Source organism: Niastella sp. OAS944 (assembly GCA_024809215.1).
GTDB lineage: Bacteria > Bacteroidota > Bacteroidia > Chitinophagales > Chitinophagaceae > Niastella.
Window position 1 is genome coordinate 1 of the sequence record JANUBW010000017.1, and the last position, 26,680, is coordinate 26,680.

Genomic DNA, 26,680 nt, shown 5'->3' on the forward strand with positions numbered 1-26,680 from the left:
CTCAACCTGTAAAGCAACTTCAGGATTACCAAATACCTATGTATAGTTGCTTCAGGATTTATTCTTCACGTGTATAGCTATTTCCGGACGAGACAATAATCCATTACAACACATTGTTCGCAAATTGTTCGTACCTGCTTCGGGAATGCTATGGGGCTTCCTCGCAAATTTGCGAACAACTTGCAAACAATTAACGAAGAAGGGTAAACTATGCCTGCACTCAGAGTAAAAGAAGACCCGAAGAAACCTCCTTTACATTATTGGTTTTTTTAGGACGAGGCATGATGTCTCTTTGTGCCTTGGAGCCGGGGGAGGCAGAGCGGTCAGGGTATCATTCGTCCCTGGTTTTCGACTGTTCGTCCCAACATTTTGCGAAGCCCGTCCCAAAAAAAAACATCAACTCCTTAGAGAAAGTGCTATTCGTCCCAGCTTTTTGCGAAGCCCGTCCCATTTTTCAAAAGCGAGGCGTTATGTGATGTACATTTGAGTTAGCATTGCTACAGATCATTGACATAGTTGAAAAGTTGACAGGCTAACATAGGAGGTTGACATGGGCCTATGTGCGAAAGAGCGCGAGCCGCCCTTTGCATTGGCGGTTCTCCCCTTCAGGCCGCAAACAACTCCGCCGCAATACCATCGGCAAACAATTTGCCTTCTTTGGTTAGTTGCAGGTAGCCATTGTTCAACTGCATTTTACCGGTTTCAATAAACTGTTTTGCTTCCTGATGCAATGTACCGGCTGCTTTTTCACCAAACCGGTTAACCACATGTTCAATATTCAACCCTTCCATAGTACGCAGGGAAGTCATAATGTATTCGTTCAGCTGTTGTGTATCGGTGAGGTTCTCTATTTCAAAAGGAACTTTATCTTCTTTAAGCGATTTTATATACAAGGCGTTGTTGGCAATATTCCATTGGCGGCTTTTGCCATTGAACGAATGCGCCGAAGGGCCTAACCCCAGGTACGAGGCGCCCTGCCAGTAAGAACTGTTATGGCGGCTACGCATACCGGGCAGTGCAAAGTTCGAGATCTCATAATGCTCGTAACCGGCTGCCTGCATCCAGTCCATCAACAGCAAAAACTGCCGGGCCTGGTCTTCGGTATTAACATCAAGCGTCTTATGTTTATTTATCATATGAGCCAGGGCGGTGCCGGGCTCAACGGTAAGCGCATAACACGACAAATGCGTAATACCCAGGTCAATGGCCTGTTGCACGTTGTGCTGCCATTTATCATCGGGCAGGGTTGGCGTGCCGTAAATAAGATCGATAGTAATATTGTCGAAGTATTTTCTTGCCAATTGCAAATTGTCAATTGCCTGTTTGGCGCTATGCGCCCTGTTCATCCAGCGCAGGTCTTCTTCAAAAAATGATTGTACGCCTATGCTTAAGCGGTTTATGCCAGCCTGTTTCCAGTCATTTAGTTTTTCTTCAACAATATCATCGGGATTGGCTTCCAGGGTTATTTCAGCATCGGCTGCTACCGAAAAAGTTTGTCGCAGGGTTTGCAAAATACTGGTAAGCTCTTCAATGCTAAGCAGGGAAGGGGTGCCGCCACCAAAATAAATGGTGTTCACCGGTTCTGAAGGCAAATAGGTCGATTGCAGGTGTATTTCCTTCAATAAAGCCTCTACAAATTCGTTCTTTAGCTTCAGTGAAGTGGAGAAATGAAAATTACAATAATGACAGGCCTGCCTGCAAAATGGGATATGTAAATAAATGCCTGCCATCGTATTCCGTATTTTTTTTCGAATATTACAGTTTAATCAATATTGATCGTTCCGAATGGCAAAGATAGTGTCATGTAATAAGTATTTTGACGCTTCTGAGAGAAGTTGGCAGTTGCCGGTTACCAGTTACCAGTTACCGGAAACCCGAAACCCGGAGCGCCCGATTTCTTATCTGCAGGCGGCACATAAGGCCTGGGAACCGGGAACCGGGAACTGGAAACTGAAAACTATAAACCGCATACTCCAAACTTTTGTATTACTGCTTATTCCCTGTTTGCTTTCTGCCCAATACCGGTTGCAAATAAAACCGGTTGATAAGGATTCGGTTTTCATTTCAACATTGCGGTTGGAAACAGATTTCAAGAACGAAATGCTGGCGCGGGATTATGTGCAGAACCTGCCGGTACTGTTGCAATCGAAAGGCTATCCGGCCGCTTCAGTAGATACAGTTTTCTATAATGTCTTTGGGGCAGAATGCGCGCTGTATATTGGCGAAACCTACCAATGGGCCAATTTGCATATTGATTCGGCCGATAGAAAATTGCTTGAGGCCATAAATCTCAACCTGCGAAATACAAAAAAACAAAACCTGAGCTTTGACCAGGTAATGGCTGCCCAGCAAAAATTGCTCGACTACCTCGAAAACAATGGCTATCCCTTTGCCAAAATAAAGCTCGACAGCATCACTTTAGTGAACCAGCAGCTGGAAGCCTGGCTGCGCATTAATAAAGGCCCCCTGTATAAGATCGACAGCATTCGCAATTATGGAACGGCAAATATTTCATCTACCTTTTTACAGCGCTATCTGGGCATAATGAATGGCAGCTATTATAAAAAGGAGCGCTTGATGAGCGTAAGCAAAAAGCTCAACGACCTGGCGTTTGTGCAGGAACAACAACCCTGGAACATGACCATGCTGGGCACCGGATCGGTATTGAATGTATACCTGGCGCCTAAACGCAGCAGCCAGATAAACGTACTGGTGGGCTTTTTGCCTTCGAGCACGCAAACCGAAAATAACAAACTTCAAATAACCGGTGAGGCAACCATTAACCTGAAAAATGCATTGGGCAATGGCGAAAGCATTGGCATCAACTGGCAGCAATTGCAGGTAAAATCGCCCCGGCTCGATCTTTCTTTTTTACAACCCTATCTGTTTGGCTCGCCCTTTGGAGTGAACGCAAGTTTCAACCTGTTTAAAAAAGACAGTTCATTTGTGAACATCAATATGCAGGCAGGAGCGCAGTATGCCATTTCGGCCAGTCAGGGTGGAAGCGTGTTCATTCAAAGCTTTCAAACCAATGTATTAACAGTAGATACCGTGCTTGTAAAGAGCGCCCGCATTTTGCCTGAGCAGGCCGATATTCGTACCGTGAACCTGGGTATTAATTATGAGTGGTTCAATACCGATTACCGTTTTAACCCCCGTAAGGGAAATGAGTGGCAATTGTACCTTACGGCCGGCTCCAAGACCATTAAAAAGAATACAGTGATCGTAGGACTGAAAGACGAAGGCGATCCGGCATTTGATTTCAACAGCCTGTACGATACGGTAAAACTGAACAGTTACCAGTTTAAACTAAAAGCCACATTGGCCCATTTTTTCAAAATGAATCGTTATTCAACCCTCAAAACGGCTGTAAATGGTGGTTGGATCGAAAGTCCGGCCCTGTTCAGGAACGAACTGTTTCAAATTGGTGGATATAAATTATTGCGTGGTTTTGATGAAGAAAGCATTTTTGCATCACAATATGCCATTGGCACCCTTGAGTACCGTTACCTTGTGGGGCGAAATTCATACCTGTGCTATTTTATTGATGGAGGCTGGTCGAAAAATGCGGCTGTTTATAGCCGGGTGAGCAATTATTACTGGGGCACAGGGTTTGGAATGGCCTTTGAAACCAGGGCGGGGATCTTTAATTTGTCGTATGCCGTGGGTAAACGGGATGACGCGAAGTTCAACATGCGGCAATCGAAGATCCATATTGGGTACGTTAATTATTTTTGAGGTAATAAATTCTTTTCACTCAATGCCGGCGCTACAATATTTTTGCAAACCCAAATGTTCCCTGTGAAGCAACTGTTACTACTTGTTTTTTATACTTGTTTATGCATAGTGTCGCTTGCGCAAGGCGGAAAGGATACTATTCCTGTTAGGGAACACCGTGATTCGGTTTCACGTATCAAAAAAGACACGCCCCGCATAAAGAAAGATACAACCATTAAACTGGTGGCCGATACGGCGTTAAAAGCTGCTACAGACACTGTTGCAGCGGTTGATAGCGCGCGGCCTGCAAAACCGCCCGTTGTAGTTTCTTCGCGGCCCGATACGGGAATTCCCGTTGCTTCGGTTATGAAAGGATCGCCGCTGCCAGAGCCCAAGCCAACTTTAGAGGGTTTTCATAAAGTGCTGCAAAGCCATCCCTACTTCAACTTCTATGGAAAGGGTGTAAAGATCACCGAGCAATTGAAAAAGGAAAGCCGCGATGAAAGCATGTTCTATTTCCTGTGCGCCCTGTTGTTCTATTTTGGCTTTATTCGCGTTGCCTATATAAAGTATCTCGATAATCTGAAGACCCTGTTTATGAGGGTCACCATGCGTCAGCAACAAATTCGCGACCAGGTGTTGCAGTCGCCCCTGCCTTCTTTAATGCTGAACATCCTGTTTGTTATTTCGGCCGGGTTGTTCCTGAGTTTTGTGGCAGACTATTATAATATAACCCCTGGTGTAAACAGGTGGCTGTTGCTGGTCTATTGCTGTGTAGTGATTGCAACCATTTATCTTGGTAAGTTCATCTTACTTAAAATGATTGGCTGGATGTTCAATATAAGGTCGGCAGCCGACACCTACATCTTCATTGTTTTCCTTGTAAACAAGATGATGGGCATATATTTACTGCCCGCCTTGTTATTAATGGCGTTTGCGAAAGGAACTTTTTTGACGGTTCTAATTACTCTCACTTATTTCTTTATCGCCATATTATTTATTTATCGGTTTATAATAGCGTACAGGCCAGTAAGAAATGAGATTAAACTCTCAAGATTCCATTTTTTTATTTACCTTTGCGCCTTCGAAATAGCACCCCTTTTATTGATTTACAAGGTGTTATTGATTTTTGTGGAAAGAAGTTATTAACTTTGCAAATCCATACTTGGCTATTATGGTTAAAAACGGGGCTAAAAATGTAGCAGCAGCTACTCAAACCATTAAAAAAATCCTGATTACTCAACCCAGGCCGGAAACCGATAAATCGCCGTACTTCGAACTTGCCAGAAAGTACAGTGTTGAATTGGAGTTCCAGCCCTTTATACGTCTTGAAGGTATCCCTGCCAAAGAGTTCCGCAAACAAAAGATAGAGATAGCCAATTTCACAGGTGTAATATTTACCAGCCGCAACGCCATCGATCACTTCTTCCGCATTTGCGAAGAAATGAAAGTGACCATTTCGCAGGATACCAAGTATTTCTGTATTACTGAAGCCGTTGCCCTGTACCTGCAGAAATTCATCTTGTATCGTAAGCGTAAAGTGTTTTATGGGGCCGATGGTACCAACAAGAGTATGTTTGATGTGATCAACAAGCATAAAGAGAACGAGAAATTCCTGTACCCATGTTCTGAGAACCAACAGGATAACGAGATCGTGGGCTGGCTGAAAGCAAACAATTGCGAATTTGCCACGCCATTTATGTACCGCACCATCAGCAATGATGTAAAAGATCTGCTCACCAATACAGAATACGATATCATTTGCTTTTTTACGCCCAGCGGTGTAAAAAGCCTTTTCGATAATATTCCTGCCTATCAACAAAATGGCACCCGCATTGGCGCATTCGGAAGTAATACTTCCCGCGCTGTTGAAGAGGCTGGTTTAACGTTGGATATTAAAGCTCCGCAACCCCAGGCACCTTCAATGGTGGCGGCGTTGGAGCAATATCTTGCGGCAAACACAAAAAAGAAATAAAGATTTTAGAATAGGTCGGGTAATCATTTCATAGTTGACCGACCGCAATAGGCAATAAGCAATTGGCAAATGTTGTACTGTTAATTGCTTATTGTTTTTTTTGCCAATTGCCCATTGTCTATTGCCAGTTACCCCTTGATCTCCTCCGGTTTATAATTTGCATCCTTATGATCGCTTAAGCAATAACTGTATTTGCTTTCAGCTTTAGGCTTTTGGCTTTAAGCTGTATTCAATAGCGGTTTTACACCATTTTACATCAACATTCTCAACCATATACCTAAACCTTTTAACTTTAGGAAATGGCAAAGCACACCAACAAACTGGCGCAGGAAACCAGTCCGTACCTGTTGCAACATGCCCATAACCCTGTAGACTGGCATCCCTGGGGCGATGAAGCACTGAATAAAGCGAAACAGGAAGATAAACCCATACTGGTAAGTATTGGCTATGCAGCCTGCCATTGGTGTCATGTAATGGAGAAGGAGAGTTTTGAAGACGAGCAAACGGCCGAGATCATGAACGAGTATTTCGTGAACATTAAGATCGACCGGGAAGAACGGCCCGATCTTGATCATATATATATGGATGCCGTTCAGGCCATGACGGGCAGTGGCGGCTGGCCATTAAATGTTTTTCTTACTCCCGACGGGCGGCCGTTTTATGGCGGCACTTATTATCCGCCAAAGGCAATTTACAACCGGCCTTCCTGGATAGATGTACTGGCCGGCGTTGCCAATGCCTGGGCCGAAAAACGTGCCGATATTGATCAGCAGGCAACCAACCTAACCGGCCATATCGTACAATCCAATTCATTCGGGCAACAGGCTGTTGCAGGTAATATTAATATGGAAGGGCTTTTTTCGCAGGAAGTGGCCGATACCATGTTCAATAATATTATGGGTACAGCCGATACCGAAGATGGCGGTTTTGGTAATGCCCCTAAATTTCCCCAAACGTTTACAATTGGGTATTTACTGAGGTACTATCATTTAACAAAGAACGAGGTGGCGCTACAGCAGGCCTGCCTCAGTCTCGATAAAATGTTCCAGGGCGGTTTGTACGATCACCTGGGCGGTGGTTTTGCCAGGTATTCAACAGATAAAGAATGGCTGGCGCCCCACTTTGAAAAAATGTTATACGATAATGCGTTGCTGGTAATTGCGCTGTGCGATGCTTACCAGTTAACGCAGAAGCCTTTATACAAACAGGCGGTTGAGGAAACCCTGGCTTTTGTAGAACGTGAAATGTATTCGCCCGAGAAAAGTTTTTATTCTGCTTTGGATGCCGATAGCGAAGGGGTAGAAGGAAAGTTCTATGTATGGCAAAAGGCCGAAATAGAGGAGGTATTACAGCACGATGCGGCCATTTTTTGTGAGTTCTACGATGTAACCGAAGGTGGTAATTGGGAACATACCAACATTCTGAACATACGTAAGCCGTTGGAGGAGTTTGCGGTGGCGAAGAATATACCGGTTCAAACCTTACAGGAGTTACTGCAACGCAGCCGTGAAAAGCTGTTACAAAAGCGGAGTGAACGGGTGCGGCCACTGCTCGATGATAAAGTGTTGTTGGGGTGGAATGCCTTAATGAACAGTGCGTACAGCAGGGCGTATAGCGTATTTGGAAATCCTCAATATGAGGTGGTGGCGCGGGAGAACATGGAATTTATCATGAAGCGGTTCACAAATGATGGGTTGAATTTTTTTCATACATATAAAAAAGAAATAGCCAAGTACCCAGCCTTTTTAGACGATTATGCGTATTTAATACAGGCGTTGATCCATTTGCAGGAAATTTCGGGTATTGCAGACTATCTGTATAAGGCAAAATCACTAACAGAATGGGTTATTGAGCAATTTAGTGAAGAAGAGACCGGATACTTCTTTTACACACATAAGGGTCAGCAGGACGTTATTGTGCGTAAAAAAGAAGTGTACGACGGCGCCGTTCCCTCCGGAAACGCAATAATGGCTTTTAATTTGCAGTATATAGGCGTTGTTTTTGATATAACCGGGTGGCGCGAGCGGGCAATTAAAATGTGCGCAGGTTTGCAGCAGGCAGTGCACCGGTATCCGGGTTCATTTGGCGTATGGGCAACCATGATACTTTCTATTCTTGGGGGAATTGCAGAAATAGCCATTATTGGAAAGGACGCAGAAATTGTAAGGCGGGAGCTTTTAGGGCATTTTATCCCTTTTCGGGTAATGCAATCGGCTCAACAGGCAGATAATGATTTACCCTTACTTGCCGCAAAACCATCCTCCCCGGATACGCAAATATACTTATGTAAAAACTACCAGTGTAGTACGCCTGTAAACAAAGTGAGCGACCTGATCCGTCTTCTGAAAAATGTGTAAAAATTTAAAATTTTGGCGATACAATAATCCAATTTCCGGTATCGTTTACATGAAAGCTTATATCACGTAATTGCAGTTTTAAAAAATAAATTCTATTCTTGTGATGAAGTCGGTAAAACATTATTTTTGCCCAATACCCTTTAATATTATGAAAATGAAGAACCTATCCGCCTTAACAGCGCTGGTAGCTTTGATCGCTACCGGATGTGGCAAAGTAGGAAAATCCTCAAAAGGCGCACCGAATGATGGCCAGCTACATGGCGTATCGGCGGCTTCCAAGTACAATATGACCAGGCCTCCTGGGATGGTATACATACCACCAGGCACCTTCCATATGGGTCCCAGCGATGAGGATGTAAACTATGCTTACACTGCGCGCAACAAGCAAATTTCAATTAATGGCTTCTGGATGGACGCCACCGAGATCACAAACAACGAGTACCGTCAGTTTGTGTGGTGGGTGCGCGACTCTATTGGCGCCACACTGCTTCAATATGGTAAAGAAGTAGATGGTACTTTCCAGATCGACTGGAAAAAAGCCAAAACCATTAAATGGGATGATAAAGCTACAGTTGAGAAGATCGACCAGCTGATCCTGTCGCCCGAGAACCGCGTTTTCGGCAAAAAGGAGATCGATCCTTCTAAATTGATATACCATTCTGAAATATTTGAGCTGAAAGAAGCTGCCAAAAGAGAAAATGCCGGCAGACCCCGCTCTCAGTTCATTGTAAAGAAGAATGTTCCTGTATACCCAGATACCCTGGTTTGGATTCGTGACTTCTCTTACTCATACAACGAGCCCATGACCAAAAGGTATTTCGTTCACCCTGCTTTCGGGAACTATCCTGTAGTAGGTGTTAACTGGAAACAGGCTTCAGCCTTCTGCGAATGGAGAACGCACTACCTGAATTCTTACCTCGAATCTAAGAAAAGACCTACCGAATCAGATTTCCGTTTACCAACAGAAGCAGAGTGGGAATATGCTGCCCGTGGCGGTCGTTCTCAATCAATGTTCCCCTGGGGTAACTATTATCTGAGAAACAGAAAAGGTTGCTTACTGGCTAACTTCAAACCTGGCCGTGGTAACTATCCTGAAGATGGCGCATTCTACACTGCACGTGCCGATGCTTACTGGCCAAACGACTTTGGTTTGTATTGTATGGCAGGTAACGTAAGTGAGTGGACCTCTTCACTGTTCTACGAAGGTGCTTACAACTTCCAACACGATATGAATCCTGACATTCGTTTCGATGCCAAAGATGATGATCCTCCACGTATGAAACGTAAGGTAATCCGCGGTGGTAGCTGGAAAGACGTAGGCTTCTTCCTCCAAACGAGCACCCGTGCTTATGAATATATGGATACGGCTAAGTCTTACATCGGCTTCCGCTGTGTAATTGATTTACCTGCAATGCAGAAGAAACGTTAAAATCTAATTTAGAGTAAAATTTTTTAACGGCTAATCCGTTTTATTGGAGATTGATTTAACAACAAAATCAAACTGGTATTTTATTCTCTCATCCCTATTGAAAACCCGTTTTCTAAAAATTAAAAATTAAAGTTATGGCTGGAGTTTCTAAATCTACTGAAAGACTGGTAAACGTAATCGTATGTATGGGTGCTGCTGTCGTGATCTTCGGTGCCTGGCAAAAAATTACGCACCAGGCCCTCGCTGATTTCTTCTTAACGGCAGGTCTTATCACAGAAGCTGTGATCTTCGTTGTATATGCATTCTTACCCCCTCCCGGATCAGAAATGCATGCTATTGCTGAAGCATTACCAAAATTAGCTGGTGGCGTTAGCGGCAATTCAGGTAACCCTGCAGTTGCTAAAATGGACGAAATGTTCCACGAAGCTGACATCACTCCTGCTAACCTGGCCCGTTTAAGCGAAGGTTTCAAAAAATTAGGTTCTACTGTAAACAATATAGCTGATGTATCTGATGTAGTTAAAACTACTTCTGACTTCACTAATAAAACTAAAGAAGTTACTGTAGCTCTGGACAAAATGAAGGACGTTTACCAAGGCGCTGCTTCAACTGTTTCCAGCTTTAACTCAGCTGCCGACAGCACTAAACAATTCCACGAGCAAGTACAGGTATTGACCAAAAACTTAGGTTCACTGAATGCAATTTATGAACTGGAGTTACAGGATACCAACAACCACCTGAAAGCTATGAATAGCTTCTACGGAAACCTGGTACAGGCTTCACAAACCATGCAAGGTAGCGTAGATGATGCTAAGAAAGCGCACGAACAGATCTCTAAACTGGCAGGTAACCTGAGCCACCTGAATACCATCTATGGTAACATGCTCACTGCTATGCAGGGTCGTTAATTAGGATGGTAGTCCATATCCTGTTACCCATGTAAATGGCAATCAGATTAGTGTAACAAAATTTGTTTAAACTAGAAAAACCTAACCCATGGCTTTACCTAAAGAGCCGAGGCAGAAGATGATCAACATGATGTACCTGGTGCTTACAGCCCTGCTGGCACTCAACGTATCATCAGAGATCCTCAACGCCTTCGTAACTGTAAACGGCAGTATTACTAAATCAAACCAGGTAATTACTGACAAGAATAAATTAACGTATGAGTCTTTTGCTGAAAAGTTAAAAGATCCTCAAACACAAGCACAGGCTTCGGCCTGGGCGCCTAAAGCTGAAGAGGCTAAGAAATTGTCTGCCGAGCTTTATGACTATATTGAAGGTCTGAAAACCGAGCTTACAAAAGAAGCCGGTTCTCACGAAAACCATCACAATGGCAAACAAGAGATCAATGCCGATAATATTGATGCTTCTATTCGCCTGATGGACCAAAAAGGAAAAGGTAAAGACTTATACGAGAAGCTGGGCAACTATAAAAAAGCCATGCTCGCTTTGTTGGGTAATGAAGCCGGACCTTTTGAGAAATCAATTCCTATTGATTTAACTGTTCCTGAATCTAAAACAGGTACTAAATATGGTAATGATTATAAGGGTTGGACACAGAGCTATTTCCACATGACCCCTGCCATTGCCGGTTTAACTATCCTGAGCAAATTCCAGAACGATGTTAAAGGAACTGAATCTCAGGTTGTTGATCACTTCCACTCTAAAATTGGTGAAGTTAAGATCGTATACAACAAATTCCAGGCTATCGCTACATCAAACACCACATACGCTATGCCTGGTGATGATGTTGAGATCACTGCCGGTGTAGGTGCGTTCAGCGACGCTGCTAAACCACGTATCACTATCAACGGTGCTCCTCAGACTTTAACAGCTGATGGTACTGCGGTAATGAAAACTAAAGCAAGCGGAACTGGCGACCATTCAGTAAACGTAGTTATCGAGTTCAACAAACCCGATGGTACGCCTGAGAAAGTTACCAAAACCATCAAGTATACAGTAGGTGTTCCTTCAGGTGCATCTATCTTCCTCGAAAAGATGAACGTAATGTATATTGGTGTTGATAACCCGCTTACTATCTCTGGTGGTAGCGTAGGTGCTGAGAAAACACGTGTTTCTTTCGCCGATGGTTCAATCACTAAAGATGGTGCTGGTCACTACATTGCAAAACCCAGCAAACCTGGTATGTCTAAGATCGTTGTAAACGCAGATGGTAAGAACTTCGAGTTCCCTATGCGCTTAAAATATCTGCCTCCGCCAGCTGCCTTCATCGGTGCTAAGAAAGGTGGTAACATCTCTTCTGCCGAGTTGAAAGCTGTAGGTGCTGTAATCGCTAAACTGGAAGAAAGCGATTTCATGGCTCCCTTCCAGGTAGTAAGTTACACAGTAGGTGCAGTAGGTGGACCAGTACAACTGTACTCTGAAGCTAATAACGAAGGTAACCGTTGGAGCGGTCAGGCAGCAAGCCTTATCTCTCGTTGCGGTCCTGGCTCAAGAGTGTTCTTCGACAAAATTCAGGTAATTGGGCCCGATGGTCGTAAACGTGAAATTCCGGGTATGAACTTTACCCTTAAGTAACAAATTTTTAAAAACAGGGAACAAATGAAGAACCGAATCATAAAATTGTGTTTGTTGCTGACTGTGTTGGTTTTTGCTGCCACAACAGTAGATGCACAGGCTAGAAAAAAACCTGTACGGAAGAAAGCTGTGCGTAAAGGTGCTACCACCAACCGCAACAGAAATACGCCTACTGCCGCCGTGGCTCCGCCACCGGTAGATACCGTAAAACCAGCTCCGGTTGAAGCAAAACTGGACATTCCGCCGATCAAAAAGTCGCTGCGTAATGATAACGCCATTGAGCGTAACCTGGTTAAAGACCGTATTCCTTTGGCATACGAACACATACGTGAAGATGATGCCGCATATATGCAACGTGTATGGCGCGAGATAGATGTACACGAAAAGATGAACCTGCCTTTCGTTTACAAAGCTGAAGGCGATCAGGGTAATCAGCGTTTCATTTACATCCTGTTGAACGCTATCAAGAACGACAGCATTACTGCGTTCTCTTCTGAAGATGATCGGTTCACTACTCCTTTACCGTTCCAGGAGATCGTGAAAGGACTGGTTGGTACACCAACTATCATTTCGGTTCCCGACCTGAAGAACGACCCTGATGGTTCTAAAGGTTTGATGCGTGATACTACTATCGTACAGGAGTTCAATCCTGACAAAATAGAAAGATACTGGGTTAAAGAAGACTGGGTATTCGATAAAGAATCTTCGCGTATGCAGGTGCGTATCCTTGGGATCGCCCCGCTGAAGACCATCACAAACGACGATGGCTCGTTCCGCGATGTAACGCCTATCTTCTGGGTTTACTACCCCGATCTGAGACCTATTTTCGCTCGTCACGAGGTGTACAATGGTAAAAACTTTGGCGCCCGTATGAGTTGGGAAGAGCTTTTCGAAAGCCGTATGTTCGCCAGCCGTATTATTAAATCTACGGTTAACAACCCCAACGACGAGTTCATTAAATCGTACATAAAAGATCCTATTCTTGCATTGCTGGAAGGCGATAACATGAAAGAGCGGATCTTCAACTACGAGCAGGACCTGTGGTCTTACTAAGAAAAAGTTGAACGTTTAACTATAACTAAAAAGGGTATCGTAAATTTACGGTACCCTTTTTAAATTATTAACTTAAGCCATTGTAAAATAGGAGTAAAGTGTACTCGCTGTATAAACATTATATCAAGAATTTTTTTAAAAATACCCACATTTAGGTATTGTTTTCTGGTACCGATTCACCATTTACAATGGTTTTTCATAGGATATTGGATTTTAAAAACGGGGCTGGATGTCTATCCGGGCCCCTTTTTCTTTTTAGACCTACCCATGTTAGTTAACGTTCTTTGTGCCTTGTATGAAAGACCTCATACTTCCTACATCATACTTCTTACTTCGTATATCTTATTCCGGCGTAAGAGCTTCTTCACCCGCCTGAGGAGGAGACTGGGGCGTATCAAAATAATTCCTTATCAAAGTGGCCTTCGCATTACCCACGGCCGCGGTCAAATCTGCCATACTTAATTCTTTCACCCGCTTCACCGATTTAAACTCTTTCAATAGCTGTTCGGCAGTACTCTTGCCAATGCCTTTTATTTGCTCCAGTTCGTTCTTGAATGTTCCCTTGCTGCGTTTATTACGATGGAAAGTGATGCCGAAACGGTGCACCTCATCGCGTATGGAACGTATCAGTTTTAAACTATCGCTATTGTAAGGCAGCTTCACCGATTGCTGATCGCCGGGGAAGAATATTTCTTCTTCATTCTTTGCCAGGCCAACAATGGTCATTCGTCCGCCCAGGCCCAACTCACGTATACCTTCCAATGCGGCACCTAACTGTCCTTTACCACCGTCAATGATCACCAGTTGCGGAAATGGCTGTTCTTCCAGTTGTAAACGTTTATAACGCCTGGTTACAGCCTCTTTCATAGTGGCAAAATCATTAATACCCTGCACAGTTTTTACATTGAAGTGACGGTAATCGGATTTACTGGGCACCCCATTTTTAAAACATACCATGGCCGATACGGGATAGCTGCCCTGAAAGTTGGAGTTATCGAAACATTCAATATGAACGGGAACGGAAGGCAATTGCAGATCGTCTTTTATTTGCTCAAGCACCCGCAGTTTTGTTGATTCATCTTTACCATCGAGCTTAAGCATTTTGCGTTGCCGTATTTCTTCCTTGAAATAGTTCACGTTCATTTCGGCCATGTCGAGCAGTTTCTTTTTGTCGCCGGCCTTTGGTACGGTTACCACAATTTGCGGCTCGGCATATTCAATCTCAAAAGGAACTATGATCTCGGGCGAAAGACTGTTGAACGTTGTGCGAAGCTGTGCTACGGCAAACGATAGTATTTCTTCAATGGGTTCATTGAGGTGGGTTTCCCATTGCGATGTATGCGTTTGTACAATGGTGCCGTTCTGCATCATCAGGTATGTTACATAAGCGGCATCGCCATCGCGAAGAATTGAGAATACATCGGCATTGCCCAGGTGCCTGCTAACTACCACAGAGCGGGCCTGGTATTGCTCGAGGTGTTCAATTTTCTTATGAATGATCTGTGCTTTTTCAAAGGCCAGTTCTTCTGCTGCAGCCCGCATCTCTGATTTGAAATGTTGTATAACCGGGCCCAGGTTACCCTTAAGAATGTTACGTAACTGCTGCAGGCCCTCGTTATAAGCTTCTTCGGTTTGCAGGCTTTCGCAGGGGCCTTTACAATTACCCAGGTGATACTCGAGGCACACTTTGAACTTTCCTTTGGCAATATTGGCCGGGCTCAGGTTCAGCTTACAGGTGCGCAGCTGAATATTGGCCTTTATAAAATCGAGCAGTTCGCGTACCCGGGCTACCGAGGTAAAAGGGCCCAGGTATTCACTGCCGTCGGCAATTTTGCGGCGGGTAAGAAAAACGCGGGGGAAGTGCTCTTTTTTGATAACGATGTAGGGATACGTTTTATCATCTTTCAGGTTGATGTTAAAACGGGGCTGAAACTGTTTTATCAGCGAGTTCTCAAGCAAAAAGGCGTCTTGCTCACTTGGCACAATAGTGAACTCTATGCGCTTTATACGCTGAACCAGCTCATGTGTTTTATAGGAGGTAAAGGTTTTGGTAAAATAGGAGCTGATACGTTTGCGGAGATGTTTTGCTTTACCTACATAAAGCAATGTATCTGCCGAATCGTAATATTTGTAAATACCGGGTTCAACCGGTAATGTAGAGGCAATATTTTGAAATTCCTGTGCTGTCATAATTCAATTACTCTGCAAAATATTCGGGGTCCCAAATCACTTTATCAATAGTAGTAACAGCCGGACCGGTCTTTGGTTGTTTCACGGTGGTGATATAGAAATATTCACCCATCTTCCACGTAAAACGTTGTTGAACGGTGGTGTCGCCGCTGTTGAAATCCTTCTCCATATAAACGCGGTTCACCTGATCGTTGGCCAGGCTGGGATTTATATAAACCATTACGTTGCGCAGCGGCCATTCGCCCACTTTACCCGAATATATGAACTGGATCATTTCAGTGGTTTCATCCATTAATGAGCTTTCTTTGAAATGCTCATGAAATGAGGCCGAATCCAGCTCGGGCAGTATAAACTGGCTGGCCAGCTGGTGAAATGCCGGTAACTGAATAAAGTTTGAATCCTTCTTCTTACCATCGACGGTTATTTTTCTCATAATACCACCGGCAAAAGAATCTACCCTGGTGATATCGTTCCTGATAAAATCTGCTACAGGCAGGTAGCTTTTATTTTCAGTTGAATCCTGGGTGGTGGCAACGGCCGGCTCTTTGGGTTTATGCTTACAGGCTACGGCCAGCAATAACAGGGCCGGTACTAAAAGGTTTATCAGCTTCATCGGGTAAAATTATTGAAAAGTATCCTCTTAATTCAATTGTAATGAACCGGAGCGGGGTGGTGAAGTAAGAAGTAGGAAGTATAAAAAAGTAAGAGGTAAGAAAAATGGGGTTCTTCTTACCTCCTACTTCTTATTTCATACTTCGAAAGTTAGCGGATAGTTTTGGTTACGCCTATCTTGATACCATAGTTAAACAGGTTCTCGCGAATAGGGTATTCTTTGATGTAACTTGATAATAATTGATAACGCACCTGCGGACCAACCTGCCATTTCAGGTCGCCGGTCTTATAAGAAACAAACGCTTCTGCGCTGGTATTTATATTCCATTTTCTAACCAATGCCGGTTCTGTTGCGTACTTGTAATCGGCAGTTATGAGGTATGTGTTGCGGTTCAGCAAATAAGTGGGTTGAACCGTTCCGGCAATGCCTACCTGTAATTTCTTATTGCCTAACAGGTTTACTTCAAGGCCCACTGGCACACTCAACTGAAAGTATTGGTTATGCAGGTCCTCGGCAGCATCGCCGCCAAAATTGCGGTAACGCGTATAAGAAGTAAGCTGCCCTGTTACAATACCATAACCCGAGTTAAGGGCTATAGTGGCTGGTTCATAAGCATAAGAGCTGTAAGCCTGAATATCGTAGCGAATGTAATTGAACTGCAAACCTGTTTTAAGTGTGAAGGTCTTGTTCACCGCATACAAAAGGTTTGAACCGAATTCGAAACCCAGGGCTGGTTTATGATTAACCAGTTTATCAGGATCGCCGGGGATAATAGGCGCCAGGGGTAAAGTTTTTACATCTGAAGGGTAGTTGCTGCCTCTCCACCTGCGATAGTTCATGGTAGGTGTAAATGACAACTGCCAGCTCAGGCGTTTTTGTTTTGGAACAGCTAACTCGTAAACGGCATGTTGCGCCATCCAGCTTACCCGTTTATTATCTTCTTCGGTATTGTTGGTATTAGCTTCCAGCTTCGACTCGTTAACCGATATAGGGTTGGTTAAAGTAGTGGCGGCAGGCACCTGGGCTGTTGTTTGATGACCTGCCTGTACATTGGTAAAATCTAAGCTGTTAGTTTCGGTTTCGTTATTGGCCAGTTCGGGCTGCCATAATTTTCTGGCTTGCCAGCTATTGAGATCGTATACAGGTGTTTCGTTGTTAAATGCCAGTGTATGATTTTCAGGAATACCTGCCACGGCAATAACGGTAGCAGGAGAGGGGGCAGGCTGAATTATTGGGATAACTAAAGCCTGTTGGTTTTCGTTGTTATTATCGGGATTGAGAACAAAAGTTCTTTCTTTGATAGTAGTATTGTTGGTTTGTTTGGGTGTGCCAAACGGTACTATAACAGCTTTAGTAGAATTATTCGATTGGGTGGTTTCAGTTTGTTTAGAATCGGAAGAAGAAGTGTTGTTTTCGGCAATAGAAGATTTGTTTGCGGCTGATGGAGTAATGAACTCAATGAACGTATAGTAGCCGACCGCACCCAGAAAGAGAACTAAACTTAACCAATACCATTTTCTGTTGGGGTGTAATGAACGGTGTATACCTTTCCACACCTTATCAGAAGGATACATTTTATATTGGTCAGCTTTTTCTTTCAGCAGTTCTTCAATATCCTCATTGTAAAAACCTCGCTCCATATCAATTAGTGTTTGTACGGTATGTTTTTCATAGGGTTAAATAGCTATCAGTATTAGAGTGATGTTTTGGTTTATCTTCCCGCTGCTACACCTAACCAATTGACTTTCTCCTTGGGCCGCATAATGATCTTCTTCTTCACAAGAATGTCTTCAAGCATTTGTTTAGCCCGGGTATATTGCGAACGGCTGGTACTTTCTTCTATATCCAGCATTTCGGCAATTTCTTTGTGCGAATAACCTTCGATGGCATACAGGTTAAGTACCGTACGGTAACCTATAGGTAGTAAGCGAATGCATTCCACTACCTGTTTTGCCTGTACTATCGAGGGCACCGATTCTTCGCGCACCTGGATGCTGGTTGCATGGATGATGTCGACGCTTTCGTTGAACTTCTTGTTCTTTTTGAGGTGGTTGATACAGGTATGAACTATGATTCGCCTTATCCAACCCTCAAATGCTCCTTTGTTCTGGAAGGTATGTATTTGTGAAAATACCTTTATAAATCCTTCCTGTAACATGTCTTCAGCATCTTCCCGGTGGTGGGCGAACCTGTAACAAACAGACAGCATCTTGGGACTGTACCGGTTGTACAATTCCCGCTGGGCAGTCGTATCGTTACGTAAACAGCCTTGTAAAATGGCGTCGTCGGTCATATTAACCGTTTGGTTGCCCTGTAATTTAGACAATTTTTCGAAGTAATTGCTGCGCTATTTATAAAAAATTACCCGATTGGGGCATCAATTTTAATCTGCTGCATGCAGGGTTTGCGGCCATTTACCAAACTGAGCACTTTATAGTCAATGAAATTCACTTATTTAAGCAGGGCAGGTGGCGTAAGTTTTGCTGCGTTTATGATATCTCTTAAACTCCTTCATGAAACAGACCAGTTGACCGGAAATTATTTCTACATGGCATCTTAAACTTACTAGTTATCATGAGTAACAAGGAGGACTTACAACATGCCGCCGGTACGGCAGGTATTGAAACAATACATAATGGGAACGGGCATACAGAACACCACCCGCAATCGTTCTGGACGAAGTACGTTTTTAGCCAGGACCATAAAATGATCGCCAAACAATTCCTCATTACTGGTATGGCCTGGGCCGTTATAGGCGCTGCGTTCTCTGTACTGTTTCGCCTGCAGCTTGGTTACCCTGGCGAACGCTTTCCATGGCTTGAAACATTATTAGGCCACTGGGCCGAAGGCGGGGTATTGAACCCTGAGTTCTATTATGCCATGGTAACCATGCATGGCACCATCATGATCTTTTTTGTATTGACGGCCGGCTTAAGCGGCACCTTTGCCAACTTTCTGATACCGCTGCAATGCGGCGCCCGCGATATGGCTTCACCCATGTTAAATATGCTTTCGTACTGGTTCTTTTTTGCGGCCAGCATTGTAATGTTCAGTTCGCTTTTTTTGCAAACGGGCCCTGCCAGTGGCGGTTGGACGGCCTATCCACCCCTTAGTGCATTGGGCGATGCCATGCCCGGTTCGCGCCAGGGAATGGATTACTGGTTGCTGGCCCTTGCCCTGTTTGTAGTAAGCACCCTGCTGGGAGGCATCAACTATATTTCAACAATAATGAACCTGCGTACCAAGGGCATGACCATGACACGCCTGCCGCTCACTATTTGGGCGCTGTTCTTTACCGCCTGTTTAGGGCTTTTGTCGTTCCCGGTATTGCTATCGGGTTTCATCCTGTTGTTGTTCGACCGGCATATGGGAACCAGTTTTTATTTAACCGATATCTTTCTTAATTCAACCGGGCAGGCCCTGCCAAATGAAGGCGGAAATGCCATCTTATACCAACACCTGTTTTGGTTTTTAGGCCACCCCGAAGTATACATTGTAATACTACCGGCCATGGGTATAGCTTCGGAAGTGATCAGTGTTAATGCACGTAAACCCATTTTTGGCTATGCGGCCATGGTGGCTTCGTTGTTTGCCATTGCGGCATTGTCGTTCCTGGTATGGGCGCACCATATGTTTGTAACAGGCATGAACCCTTTTTTAGGATCGGTATTCGTATTGCTTACGTTGCTTATAGCCATTCCCTCGGCTATTAAAGTATTTAACTGGCTTACTACACTGTGGCGGGGAAACATTCGGTTTACACCAGCTATGTTGTTTGCTATTGGGTTTGTAAGTGTGTTTATCTCGGGTGGGCTTACCGGCATTTGGCTGGGTAATTCAACCATCGATCTTCATGTGCACGACACGTACTTCATAATTGCACACTTTCATTTGGTAATGGGCGTGGCTGCCATGCTGGGTATGTTTGCAGGAGTATATCACTGGTTCCCTAAAATGTACGGGCGGTATATGAACACCACCCTGGGCTTTATTCATTTTTGGGTTACGTTAACAGGCGCATATTGTATCTTTTGGCCTATGCACTACATGGGGTTGGCAGGTATGCCGCGCCGTTACCTCGATTACAGCCAGTGGCAATCGTTTAATCAGTTTCAGGACCTGAACCGCTTTATTACCGTTGCCTCCATCATTGTATTTGCCATACAACTGTTGTTTATATTCAACTTCTTTTATTCCATATTCAAAGGAAGAAGGGTAACCAAACAGAACCCCTGGGAATCGAATACGCTTGAGTGGACGACGCCAATATTACCGCCGCATGGAAATTGGGAAGGTGAAATTCCCGAGGTGCATCGCTGGGCGTATGATTATGATAAGGATGAAAGGGGCTTCATTATGCAAACAGAGCCTGTTGGTGCTACAGAGGTGAGCGAGCCGCACGTAGTGGGAAGTACGAAATCAATTAGCTAATGTGATAATTAGATAATGTGATAATGAATACAATGCTAATGTTTGTATTTTCATTATCACATTATCAAATTAGCTAATTATCACATTACACCAGCACCTCACCCGTCATCTCCTGCGGAATAGGCAATCCCATCATGGTGAGAATGGTAGGCGCAATATCACCCAGCTTACCAGGTTTAATAGTGCCTTTAAAGTTTTTATCTATAATGAACAGCGGTACCAGGTTCATCGTATGTGCTGTATTAGGTGTACCATCTTCATTAATGAGGTAATCGGCATTACCATGGTCGGCAGTTAAGAAAACAGTATAGCCATGTTCCAGTGACGCGGTAACCACACGCTCAACACATTTGTCAACAGTTTCAACTGCTTTAATGGCGGCAGAAAAAACACCGGTATGGCCCACCATGTCGGCATTGGCATAGTTCAAACAAATAAAATCAGCCGACTCTTTTTCTATCTCCGGAACAATGGCATCGGTTAATTCGATTGCGCTCATTTCGGGTTTCAAATCGTAAGTGGCTACTTTGGGCGAGGGGACCATTATACGGTTCTCACCATCAAACGGCTTTTCGCGGCCACCGCTGAAGAAGAATGATACGTGTGGGTATTTTTCAGTTTCGGCTATACGGATCTGTTTCTTTCCGTTATTGGCCAAAATTTCACCCAGGGTATTATTCAGGTTATCGTTCTCAAAAACCACATTAACATTCTTGAATGTTTTGTCGTACTCCGTCATGGTAGTGTAGTTCAGCGACAGTTTCTTCATGCCAAAATCGGGAAAGTCGTTTTGGGTAAGCACTTCGGTGATCTCACGGCAACGGTCGGTGCGGAAGTTGAAACAGATAACTGCATCACCATCTTTTATAGTGGCCAGTGGTTGCTGGTTGGCACCAATTACAACGGTTGGTTTTATAAATTCATCGGTTACATTGGCGCCGTACGATTGTTGAATTGCTGCCAGCGCGTCAGTAGCTTTTTCGCCAATGCCATTTACCAGGGCATCATAAGCGAGTTTAACACGCTCCCAGCGTTTATCGCGGTCCATAGCGTAATAACGGCCGCTTACGGAAGCAATTTTACCAGTGCTGGTGTTCAGGTGTTTTTGTAAGTCGGTAACATAACCCAGTCCACTTTTAGGATCTGTATCGCGACCATCAGTAAACGCATGAACAAAAACATCGGTCAGGCCTTCCTGTGCGCACAGCGTTGTTAAAGCTTTTAGGTGACTGGTGTGCGAGTGTACACCACCGTCGCTTACCAAACCAATAAGGTGCAGCGGTTTTTTATTTTCCTTGCTATAGCGAATGGCTTTTAACAGCACCTCATTTTTAAAGAAAGATCCATCACGTACTGCAACATTAATGCGCTGTAATTCCTGGTAAACAATACGGCCGGCGCCCAGGTTCAGGTGTCCTACTTCGCTGTTACCCATTTGGCCGTCGGGCAAACCTACCTGTTCGCCACAGGTAATTAACGTTGTATTAGGATATTTTGCGTATAAAGAGCTAACAAATGGAACATTAGCGTTTTGAATTGCATCGGAAGATTTAACCTTTCCAAGGCCCCAACCATCCATGATGATTAATATAGCTTTATTATTTGGCATATAACTATGTGATTGTGTTTGGTTTGATAGAAAACGCTGCAAAGGTAATGCAATGACGCGGTAGTAGTAATTTTTGGCAGCATTCTTAGTTTGGCATATTTTTAGCGAATTTAGCGGTGAAAAGTAAAATTCGCTCAATTATGAAAAAGTATCTGGGATTTGCGATTGTGGCCGTTTCGCTGGTCCTGGTATCCTTTGCACCCCTTTATTCTATTGATGACGTAGTTGCTGCAATGCGCACTGGTAATGCAACACAATTATCGAAGTACTTTGATAGCCGGGTAGATCTGTCGTTACCAGGTAAAAGCGATAATTACAGCAAAAGCCAGGCTGAAATGATCCTGAAAGATTTTTTTGGCAACAATACTGTAAAGAACTTCATCGTAAAACATAAAGGGGAGCAAAATGGCTCCCAGTTCTGCATCGGATTACTGCAAACCAAAAATGGAAATTTCCGCACTAAATTCTTTATGAAGCAAAAGGGCGACCAGCAGGTTGTTCAGGAGCTTGGGTTCGAAGTAACGGAATAACCAATAGGCAATAGGCAAAGTTGCCGAATTTCAGGTGTTGCCTATTGCCTATTCAGCTGTTTATTATCGCCGCTGTGACCACCTAATACGCAGTATCTATACCGATATTGTTACCTTTGTGCATATGCTCACATTCAACGAACAGCTGCACCATTTAATCGAAACCGCCTTGCAGGAAGATATAGGCGACGGAGACCATTCTACGCTTTCCGTTATTCCTGCCGATGCCCGGGGAAAAGCCGTGTTAAAGATCAAACAGCCCGGTACTGTTGCCGGTATGCAGGTTGCCGAGGCCATTTTCAGATATAAAGAACCTTCCATACAATTTACTGCACTAAAAAAAGACGGCGACCGCATGGAAGCCGGTGAAAATGCATTTGAGGTAACAGCCACAGTGCACACCATTTTGCAATGCGAGCGGCTGGTATTGAATTGTATGCAGCGCATGAGCGGCATTGCCACCCTCACCCGTTTATATACCGACCGGTTAAAAGGTTACGCCACCCGGTTGCTTGATACCAGAAAAACAACACCCGGTTTTCGCCTGCTTGAAAAAGAAGCGGTACGTATTGGCGGTGGTCACAATCACCGCATGGGGCTGTACGATATGATCATGCTGAAGGATAATCATATTGATTATTGCGGCGGTCTTGAAAAAGCTATTGATAGGGCTTATACCTACGTGCAGGAAGTTAAACCGGGGTTAAAAATAGAAGTGGAAACGCGCAGCCTCGATGATGTAAAAAAGGTAATGGCCTTTGGAAAAGTTGACCGTGTGATGCTTGATAATTTTACTCCGGAGATGCTTTCGCAGGCGTTGAAATTAATAAACGGTACCATTGAAACAGAAGCCAGCGGTGGAATTACCCTGGAGAATATTACCGAATATGCGGCAACTGGTGTAGATTACGTAAGTGTTGGAGCTTTGATACATCAGGCTGCCAGTTTAGACCTCAGTTTGAAAGCTGTTATAATATAATGTTCTAATGAAATAACCCTGAACAATGAGCAAAAAGAACAAACCCGATAATAAAGGATTCGTATATAGTACCGATCCTAATTTCAAGTTTGAAGAGGAGCAGGAAGAAATGAATACCCTTACGCCCGAACAACAAAAACTACGGGTGTGGTTAGATACCAAACAGCGTGCAGGCAAAGCAGTTACATTAATAACTGGTTTTATTGGTACACCCAACGACCTCGAAGAACTAGGCAAAAAGCTGAAGAACTTTTGCGGTACCGGCGGTTCGGCCAAAGATGGCGAGATCATTATTCAGGGCGACCAGCGCGAAAAAGTAATGCAATGGTTGCTGAAGAATGGTTATAAGAACAGCAAAAAAGCCGGTTAATCAACAGGCAATTGGCAATAACCAATAGGCAATGAAATACAAACTACCTTTATGGCTTGGTCATTCATATACGCTGTAGTGTTTGCTGCTACATTTGGTGGTGTGATGTTTACCCTGGCATCATTGGTTACAGGCATAGTGAATAAAGACCGGAGGATAATTGATTTTGGACTTAGGATATTGTTGTTCACTGCCATTTCGGGCTCAGTGTTATTGTTGATGGTAAAATGCTTAGGTTATATTTTCGCAGAAAAGTTAATGGATATTCTGGATACAATTTTTTAGTTGATCGTAAACCCCTAAACTCCCTAAACATGGGTGCTCTTGTTGGATTTTATTTACGCGTGCTTTTCACGCTGATCATGCTTGCTATTTTCGGTTTTATGGTAATGTATTTTGTGACCTCGTTGAAACTGGTAAGGCTTGCTAATAAGGAAGAGAATATTAATAAAAAGCGCAGCGGTCAAAAATCATTATTGTGGTCTTTATCAGGAATGACGTTGGTATTTTTTATTTGGCTGATAATTGTAGCAAAACTTTAGTTTAACCGGAAATGCTTTTATTCCCCTTATATAGTAAAAAAGCAATCGCCACGTCAATTAACGTGGCGATTGCTTTTTACTATTGTCAATTGCTTATTGCCCTGCAGCTGAGCTATAACCCTTTTTATCGCCCCACTTATTCAACAGTTCAAGTGAAGGGATCTTAAAGTCACCACTCAAACTTACATACAGGCCAATAACATCCTGTTGGTTCAGTTGATGATCGTCGATACTTTCAAAGCGAACATTGTATTGGTTCACCAGGTTCGTATAAACCGAGCCGGTAGGCCATACTTGGGTACCGCGGTTGCTGATGTTGATCAAATTGAATTTAACACCTGCATGGCGCTGGCATTTCTTCGCAATGGCATCGGGTTGTTCGTTGCTTTCAATGAACATATCAACTCCAATGATCTGTTCATTTACCAGTTCTTTCGACTCCAACATGGTGTTCTTTTCCAGCTTTAGCGGAGTAGGTGTACCTGGTTTATTGGCTATTATTGGTTTGGCATTCAGCTCGGGTGTTCTTCCAAAGTTGCTGATGATGGCATCGGCAAATTCTGTAGTATTTAAGCTGGCTTTTGATTTATCGCCAAAATCGCCGGTGTGCACACCTTGCTCAAGCGTATACAGCAATGCATTTTCGATAATAGCGGCATTTTGTGTAAGGCCAAGGTGACGCAGCATAGCAAAACCACTTAATAATAATGCGGTTGGGTTAGCTATGTTCTTTCCGGCAATATCAGGTGCGGTACCGTGTACTGCTTCGAAAATACAAATATGGTCGCCGATGTTGGCGCTGGGGGCAAAACCTAAACCACCTACTAGGCCGGCGCAAAGGTCGCTCACAATATCACCCTGTAAATTGGTTAACACCACCACATCAAAAGTATCGGGGCGGGTAACCAGTTTCATACACAGGTCATCTACAATTATATCATCAGCTTTTAAATCGGGGTATTCTTTCGCTACTTCATAAAAGCATTCCAGGAACAACCCATCGGTGATCTTCATGATGTTTGCTTTGTGACCACAGGTAATGCGGCGGGCATTTTTTTGGCGGGCCATTTCAAAAGCATATCGAATAACCTGTAAGCTACCGGGGCGGGTAATAAAGCGGCGGCTTAATGCTACGTCGTGAGTAAGCATGTGCTCAATGCCACCATATGTATCTTCAATATTCTCGCGAACTACTGTAATGTCGATGGGAATGCCGGCTTTGGAGAAAACGGTATCAACACCGTGGAGGGTTTGAAATACCCGTTTGTTGGCATAGGTATTCCAGGTTTTGCGGGCTGTTACGTTTACACTTTTAACGCCTTTGCCTTTGGGGGTTTCCATGGGGCCTTTAAATAAGATACCCAGGCGCTCGATGGTTTGCTGGGCTTCGGGCGTCATGCCGTTTGAGAATCCTTTATCGAATACCCATTTGCCCATGTCTACCATTTCGTATTCAAGGGGCACTTTGTTGGCTTCAAAAATCTTTAAAACGGCACTCATGATCTCGGGTCCTATGCCGTCGCCTTTGGCCACTGCAATTTTCATGTGTATTATAGTTTTTGTTTTTTAATAAAGCCTCATGTAACTTGTCGCGATTGCTACCTAATTATTACATGTTAGTAATGAATTGGTTATCGCAAAAGTTCCATGTTCTGGAATAAAGAACTTGTCGATGTGAATAAATCCACCGCAAAATTAGCCATCAACACCAATAAATCATATTAAAACGTGAATAATTGCTATGGCTGGCTTTTATTTTTAATTATCTTTAATTTCCAAACTGATAGTGCAATGGTCTCAAAGATTTCCGAAGGCATTGAAATAAGTGTCGAAACGTTTTACCAACCCGATTATTCCAACCCTGTATCGGGTGAGTATATGTTTGCCTATCGGATCACCATTGAAAATCACAATAACTTTCCTGTAAAACTCCATCGCCGCCACTGGTATATTATCGATAGCAATGGCACCAATCGCGAAGTAGAGGGCGAAGGGGTAGTTGGCGTTCAGCCAACCCTGCAACCCGGCGAGCGTTACCAATATGTAAGCGGCTGTAATTTGCGTAGCGAAATGGGCAAAATGCATGGCACTTACCTTATGGAGAATTTGCTCAATAAGACTTCATTTGATGTGAATATTCCGGTGTTTGAGATGATTGTTCCCTTCAAAATGAATTGATTCTACTTTAGAGGCATTGTGCTAAACTTTCAGCTTGTTGGGCGTAAAGAAACTGGTTAACAGGTTGACATGTTAACAGATTCTGTGTTAGTTTGAAAGTCTGCTATTAATTATTTTTCTATAATTTTGAAGTTCTAAGGCGGCTTTATGTCAGCCTGTTAAGGGC

Annotated in this window: 22 protein-coding genes; 15 read left to right on the forward strand and 7 right to left on the reverse strand. The window is 43.7% G+C overall.

Going from position 1 to position 26,680, the window contains the following annotated elements:
• Window positions 1-605: 605 nt before the first annotated feature.
• Window positions 606-1,730, reverse strand: coding sequence for a radical SAM family heme chaperone HemW (hemW, locus tag GGD38_RS37160; RefSeq protein WP_375297995.1), 1,125 nt, complete (start codon window positions 1,728-1,730; stop codon window positions 606-608).
• A gap of 55 nt (window positions 1,731-1,785) precedes the next feature.
• Here hemW and GGD38_RS37165 point away from each other — a divergent pair, with 55 nt between their 5' ends.
• The 8 genes from GGD38_RS37165 (at window position 1,786) to gldN (ending at window position 13,072) form a co-directional block, all read left to right on the forward strand.
• Window positions 1,786-3,738 carry a hypothetical protein gene (locus GGD38_RS37165; RefSeq protein WP_375297996.1) on the forward strand — a complete coding sequence of 651 codons (1,953 nt, stop codon included), beginning with the start codon at window positions 1,786-1,788 and terminating at the stop codon, window positions 3,736-3,738.
• A gap of 63 nt (window positions 3,739-3,801) precedes the next feature.
• The gene (locus tag GGD38_RS37170; RefSeq protein WP_375297997.1) at window positions 3,802-4,866 is read left to right on the forward strand and encodes a DUF4271 domain-containing protein; all 1,065 of its coding nucleotides are present in this window, start codon (window positions 3,802-3,804) and stop codon (window positions 4,864-4,866) included.
• Window positions 4,867-4,891: 25 nt separating this feature from the next.
• Window positions 4,892-5,692 carry a uroporphyrinogen-III synthase gene (locus tag GGD38_RS37175; RefSeq protein ID WP_375297998.1) on the forward strand — a complete coding sequence of 267 codons (801 nt, stop codon included), beginning with the start codon at window positions 4,892-4,894 and terminating at the stop codon, window positions 5,690-5,692.
• A gap of 299 nt (window positions 5,693-5,991) precedes the next feature.
• Window positions 5,992-8,049 (forward strand): thioredoxin domain-containing protein, encoded by a 2,058-nt coding sequence (locus GGD38_RS37180; protein ID WP_375297999.1) that lies wholly within the window; start codon window positions 5,992-5,994, stop codon window positions 8,047-8,049.
• Window positions 8,050-8,203: 154 nt separating this feature from the next.
• Window positions 8,204-9,478 carry an SUMF1/EgtB/PvdO family nonheme iron enzyme gene (locus tag GGD38_RS37185; RefSeq protein WP_375298000.1) on the forward strand — a complete coding sequence of 425 codons (1,275 nt, stop codon included), beginning with the start codon at window positions 8,204-8,206 and terminating at the stop codon, window positions 9,476-9,478.
• A gap of 134 nt (window positions 9,479-9,612) precedes the next feature.
• Window positions 9,613-10,386: a gliding motility protein GldL gene (gene gldL / locus GGD38_RS37190; protein ID WP_375298001.1), complete on the forward strand. Its 774-nt coding sequence runs from the start codon at window positions 9,613-9,615 to the stop codon at window positions 10,384-10,386.
• Window positions 10,387-10,474: 88 nt separating this feature from the next.
• On the forward strand, window positions 10,475-12,019 hold the full coding sequence (gene gldM / locus GGD38_RS37195; protein WP_375298002.1) for a gliding motility protein GldM: 1,545 nt from the start codon (window positions 10,475-10,477) through the stop codon (window positions 12,017-12,019).
• Between the two features lie 24 nt (window positions 12,020-12,043).
• Window positions 12,044-13,072 (forward strand): gliding motility protein GldN, encoded by a 1,029-nt coding sequence (gldN, locus tag GGD38_RS37200; protein ID WP_375298003.1) that lies wholly within the window; start codon window positions 12,044-12,046, stop codon window positions 13,070-13,072.
• Between the two features lie 342 nt (window positions 13,073-13,414).
• On the opposite strand, the gene uvrC is transcribed toward gldN, so the two are convergent.
• From uvrC to GGD38_RS37220, 4 genes are all read right to left on the reverse strand, one after another.
• Window positions 13,415-15,262: an excinuclease ABC subunit UvrC gene (uvrC, locus tag GGD38_RS37205; RefSeq protein ID WP_375298004.1), complete on the reverse strand. Its 1,848-nt coding sequence runs from the start codon at window positions 15,260-15,262 to the stop codon at window positions 13,415-13,417.
• A 7-nt stretch (window positions 15,263-15,269) separates the two neighbouring features.
• Window positions 15,270-15,875, reverse strand: coding sequence for a hypothetical protein (locus tag GGD38_RS37210; RefSeq protein WP_375298005.1), 606 nt, complete (start codon window positions 15,873-15,875; stop codon window positions 15,270-15,272).
• A gap of 149 nt (window positions 15,876-16,024) precedes the next feature.
• Window positions 16,025-17,515 carry a hypothetical protein gene (locus GGD38_RS37215; RefSeq protein WP_375298006.1) on the reverse strand — a complete coding sequence of 497 codons (1,491 nt, stop codon included), beginning with the start codon at window positions 17,513-17,515 and terminating at the stop codon, window positions 16,025-16,027.
• A gap of 71 nt (window positions 17,516-17,586) precedes the next feature.
• Complete coding sequence (locus tag GGD38_RS37220; RefSeq protein WP_375298007.1) at window positions 17,587-18,201, reverse strand: RNA polymerase sigma factor; 615 nt, start codon at window positions 18,199-18,201, stop codon at window positions 17,587-17,589.
• Between the two features lie 248 nt (window positions 18,202-18,449).
• Here GGD38_RS37220 and GGD38_RS37225 point away from each other — a divergent pair, with 248 nt between their 5' ends.
• Window positions 18,450-20,306, forward strand: a complete 1,857-nt coding sequence (locus GGD38_RS37225; protein WP_375298008.1) for a cbb3-type cytochrome c oxidase subunit I — start codon at window positions 18,450-18,452, stop codon at window positions 20,304-20,306.
• Between the two features lie 85 nt (window positions 20,307-20,391).
• On the opposite strand, the gene gpmI is transcribed toward GGD38_RS37225, so the two are convergent.
• Entirely contained in the window at window positions 20,392-21,915 is a 1,524-nt protein-coding gene (gene gpmI / locus GGD38_RS37230; RefSeq protein WP_375298009.1) for a 2,3-bisphosphoglycerate-independent phosphoglycerate mutase, read from the reverse strand.
• A 140-nt stretch (window positions 21,916-22,055) separates the two neighbouring features.
• Here gpmI and GGD38_RS37235 point away from each other — a divergent pair, with 140 nt between their 5' ends.
• From GGD38_RS37235 to GGD38_RS37255, 5 genes are all read left to right on the forward strand, one after another.
• Window positions 22,056-22,445: a DUF4783 domain-containing protein gene (locus GGD38_RS37235; protein ID WP_375298010.1), complete on the forward strand. Its 390-nt coding sequence runs from the start codon at window positions 22,056-22,058 to the stop codon at window positions 22,443-22,445.
• A gap of 124 nt (window positions 22,446-22,569) precedes the next feature.
• Entirely contained in the window at window positions 22,570-23,424 is an 855-nt protein-coding gene (gene nadC, locus GGD38_RS37240; RefSeq protein ID WP_375298011.1) for a carboxylating nicotinate-nucleotide diphosphorylase, read from the forward strand.
• A gap of 25 nt (window positions 23,425-23,449) precedes the next feature.
• Window positions 23,450-23,794, forward strand: coding sequence for a translation initiation factor (locus GGD38_RS37245; RefSeq protein ID WP_375298012.1), 345 nt, complete (start codon window positions 23,450-23,452; stop codon window positions 23,792-23,794).
• Window positions 23,795-23,845: 51 nt separating this feature from the next.
• Window positions 23,846-24,079, forward strand: a complete 234-nt coding sequence (locus tag GGD38_RS37250; protein ID WP_375298013.1) for a hypothetical protein — start codon at window positions 23,846-23,848, stop codon at window positions 24,077-24,079.
• Window positions 24,080-24,108: 29 nt separating this feature from the next.
• Window positions 24,109-24,336, forward strand: coding sequence for a hypothetical protein (locus tag GGD38_RS37255; protein ID WP_375298014.1), 228 nt, complete (start codon window positions 24,109-24,111; stop codon window positions 24,334-24,336).
• Between the two features lie 93 nt (window positions 24,337-24,429).
• Here the strand turns inward: GGD38_RS37255 and GGD38_RS37260 are convergent, their stop codons facing one another.
• Window positions 24,430-25,881 (reverse strand): NADP-dependent isocitrate dehydrogenase, encoded by a 1,452-nt coding sequence (locus GGD38_RS37260; protein WP_375298015.1) that lies wholly within the window; start codon window positions 25,879-25,881, stop codon window positions 24,430-24,432.
• A gap of 246 nt (window positions 25,882-26,127) precedes the next feature.
• Here GGD38_RS37260 and apaG point away from each other — a divergent pair, with 246 nt between their 5' ends.
• Window positions 26,128-26,514: a Co2+/Mg2+ efflux protein ApaG gene (gene apaG, locus GGD38_RS37265; RefSeq protein WP_081170573.1), complete on the forward strand. Its 387-nt coding sequence runs from the start codon at window positions 26,128-26,130 to the stop codon at window positions 26,512-26,514.
• Window positions 26,515-26,680: the final 166 nt, after the last annotated feature.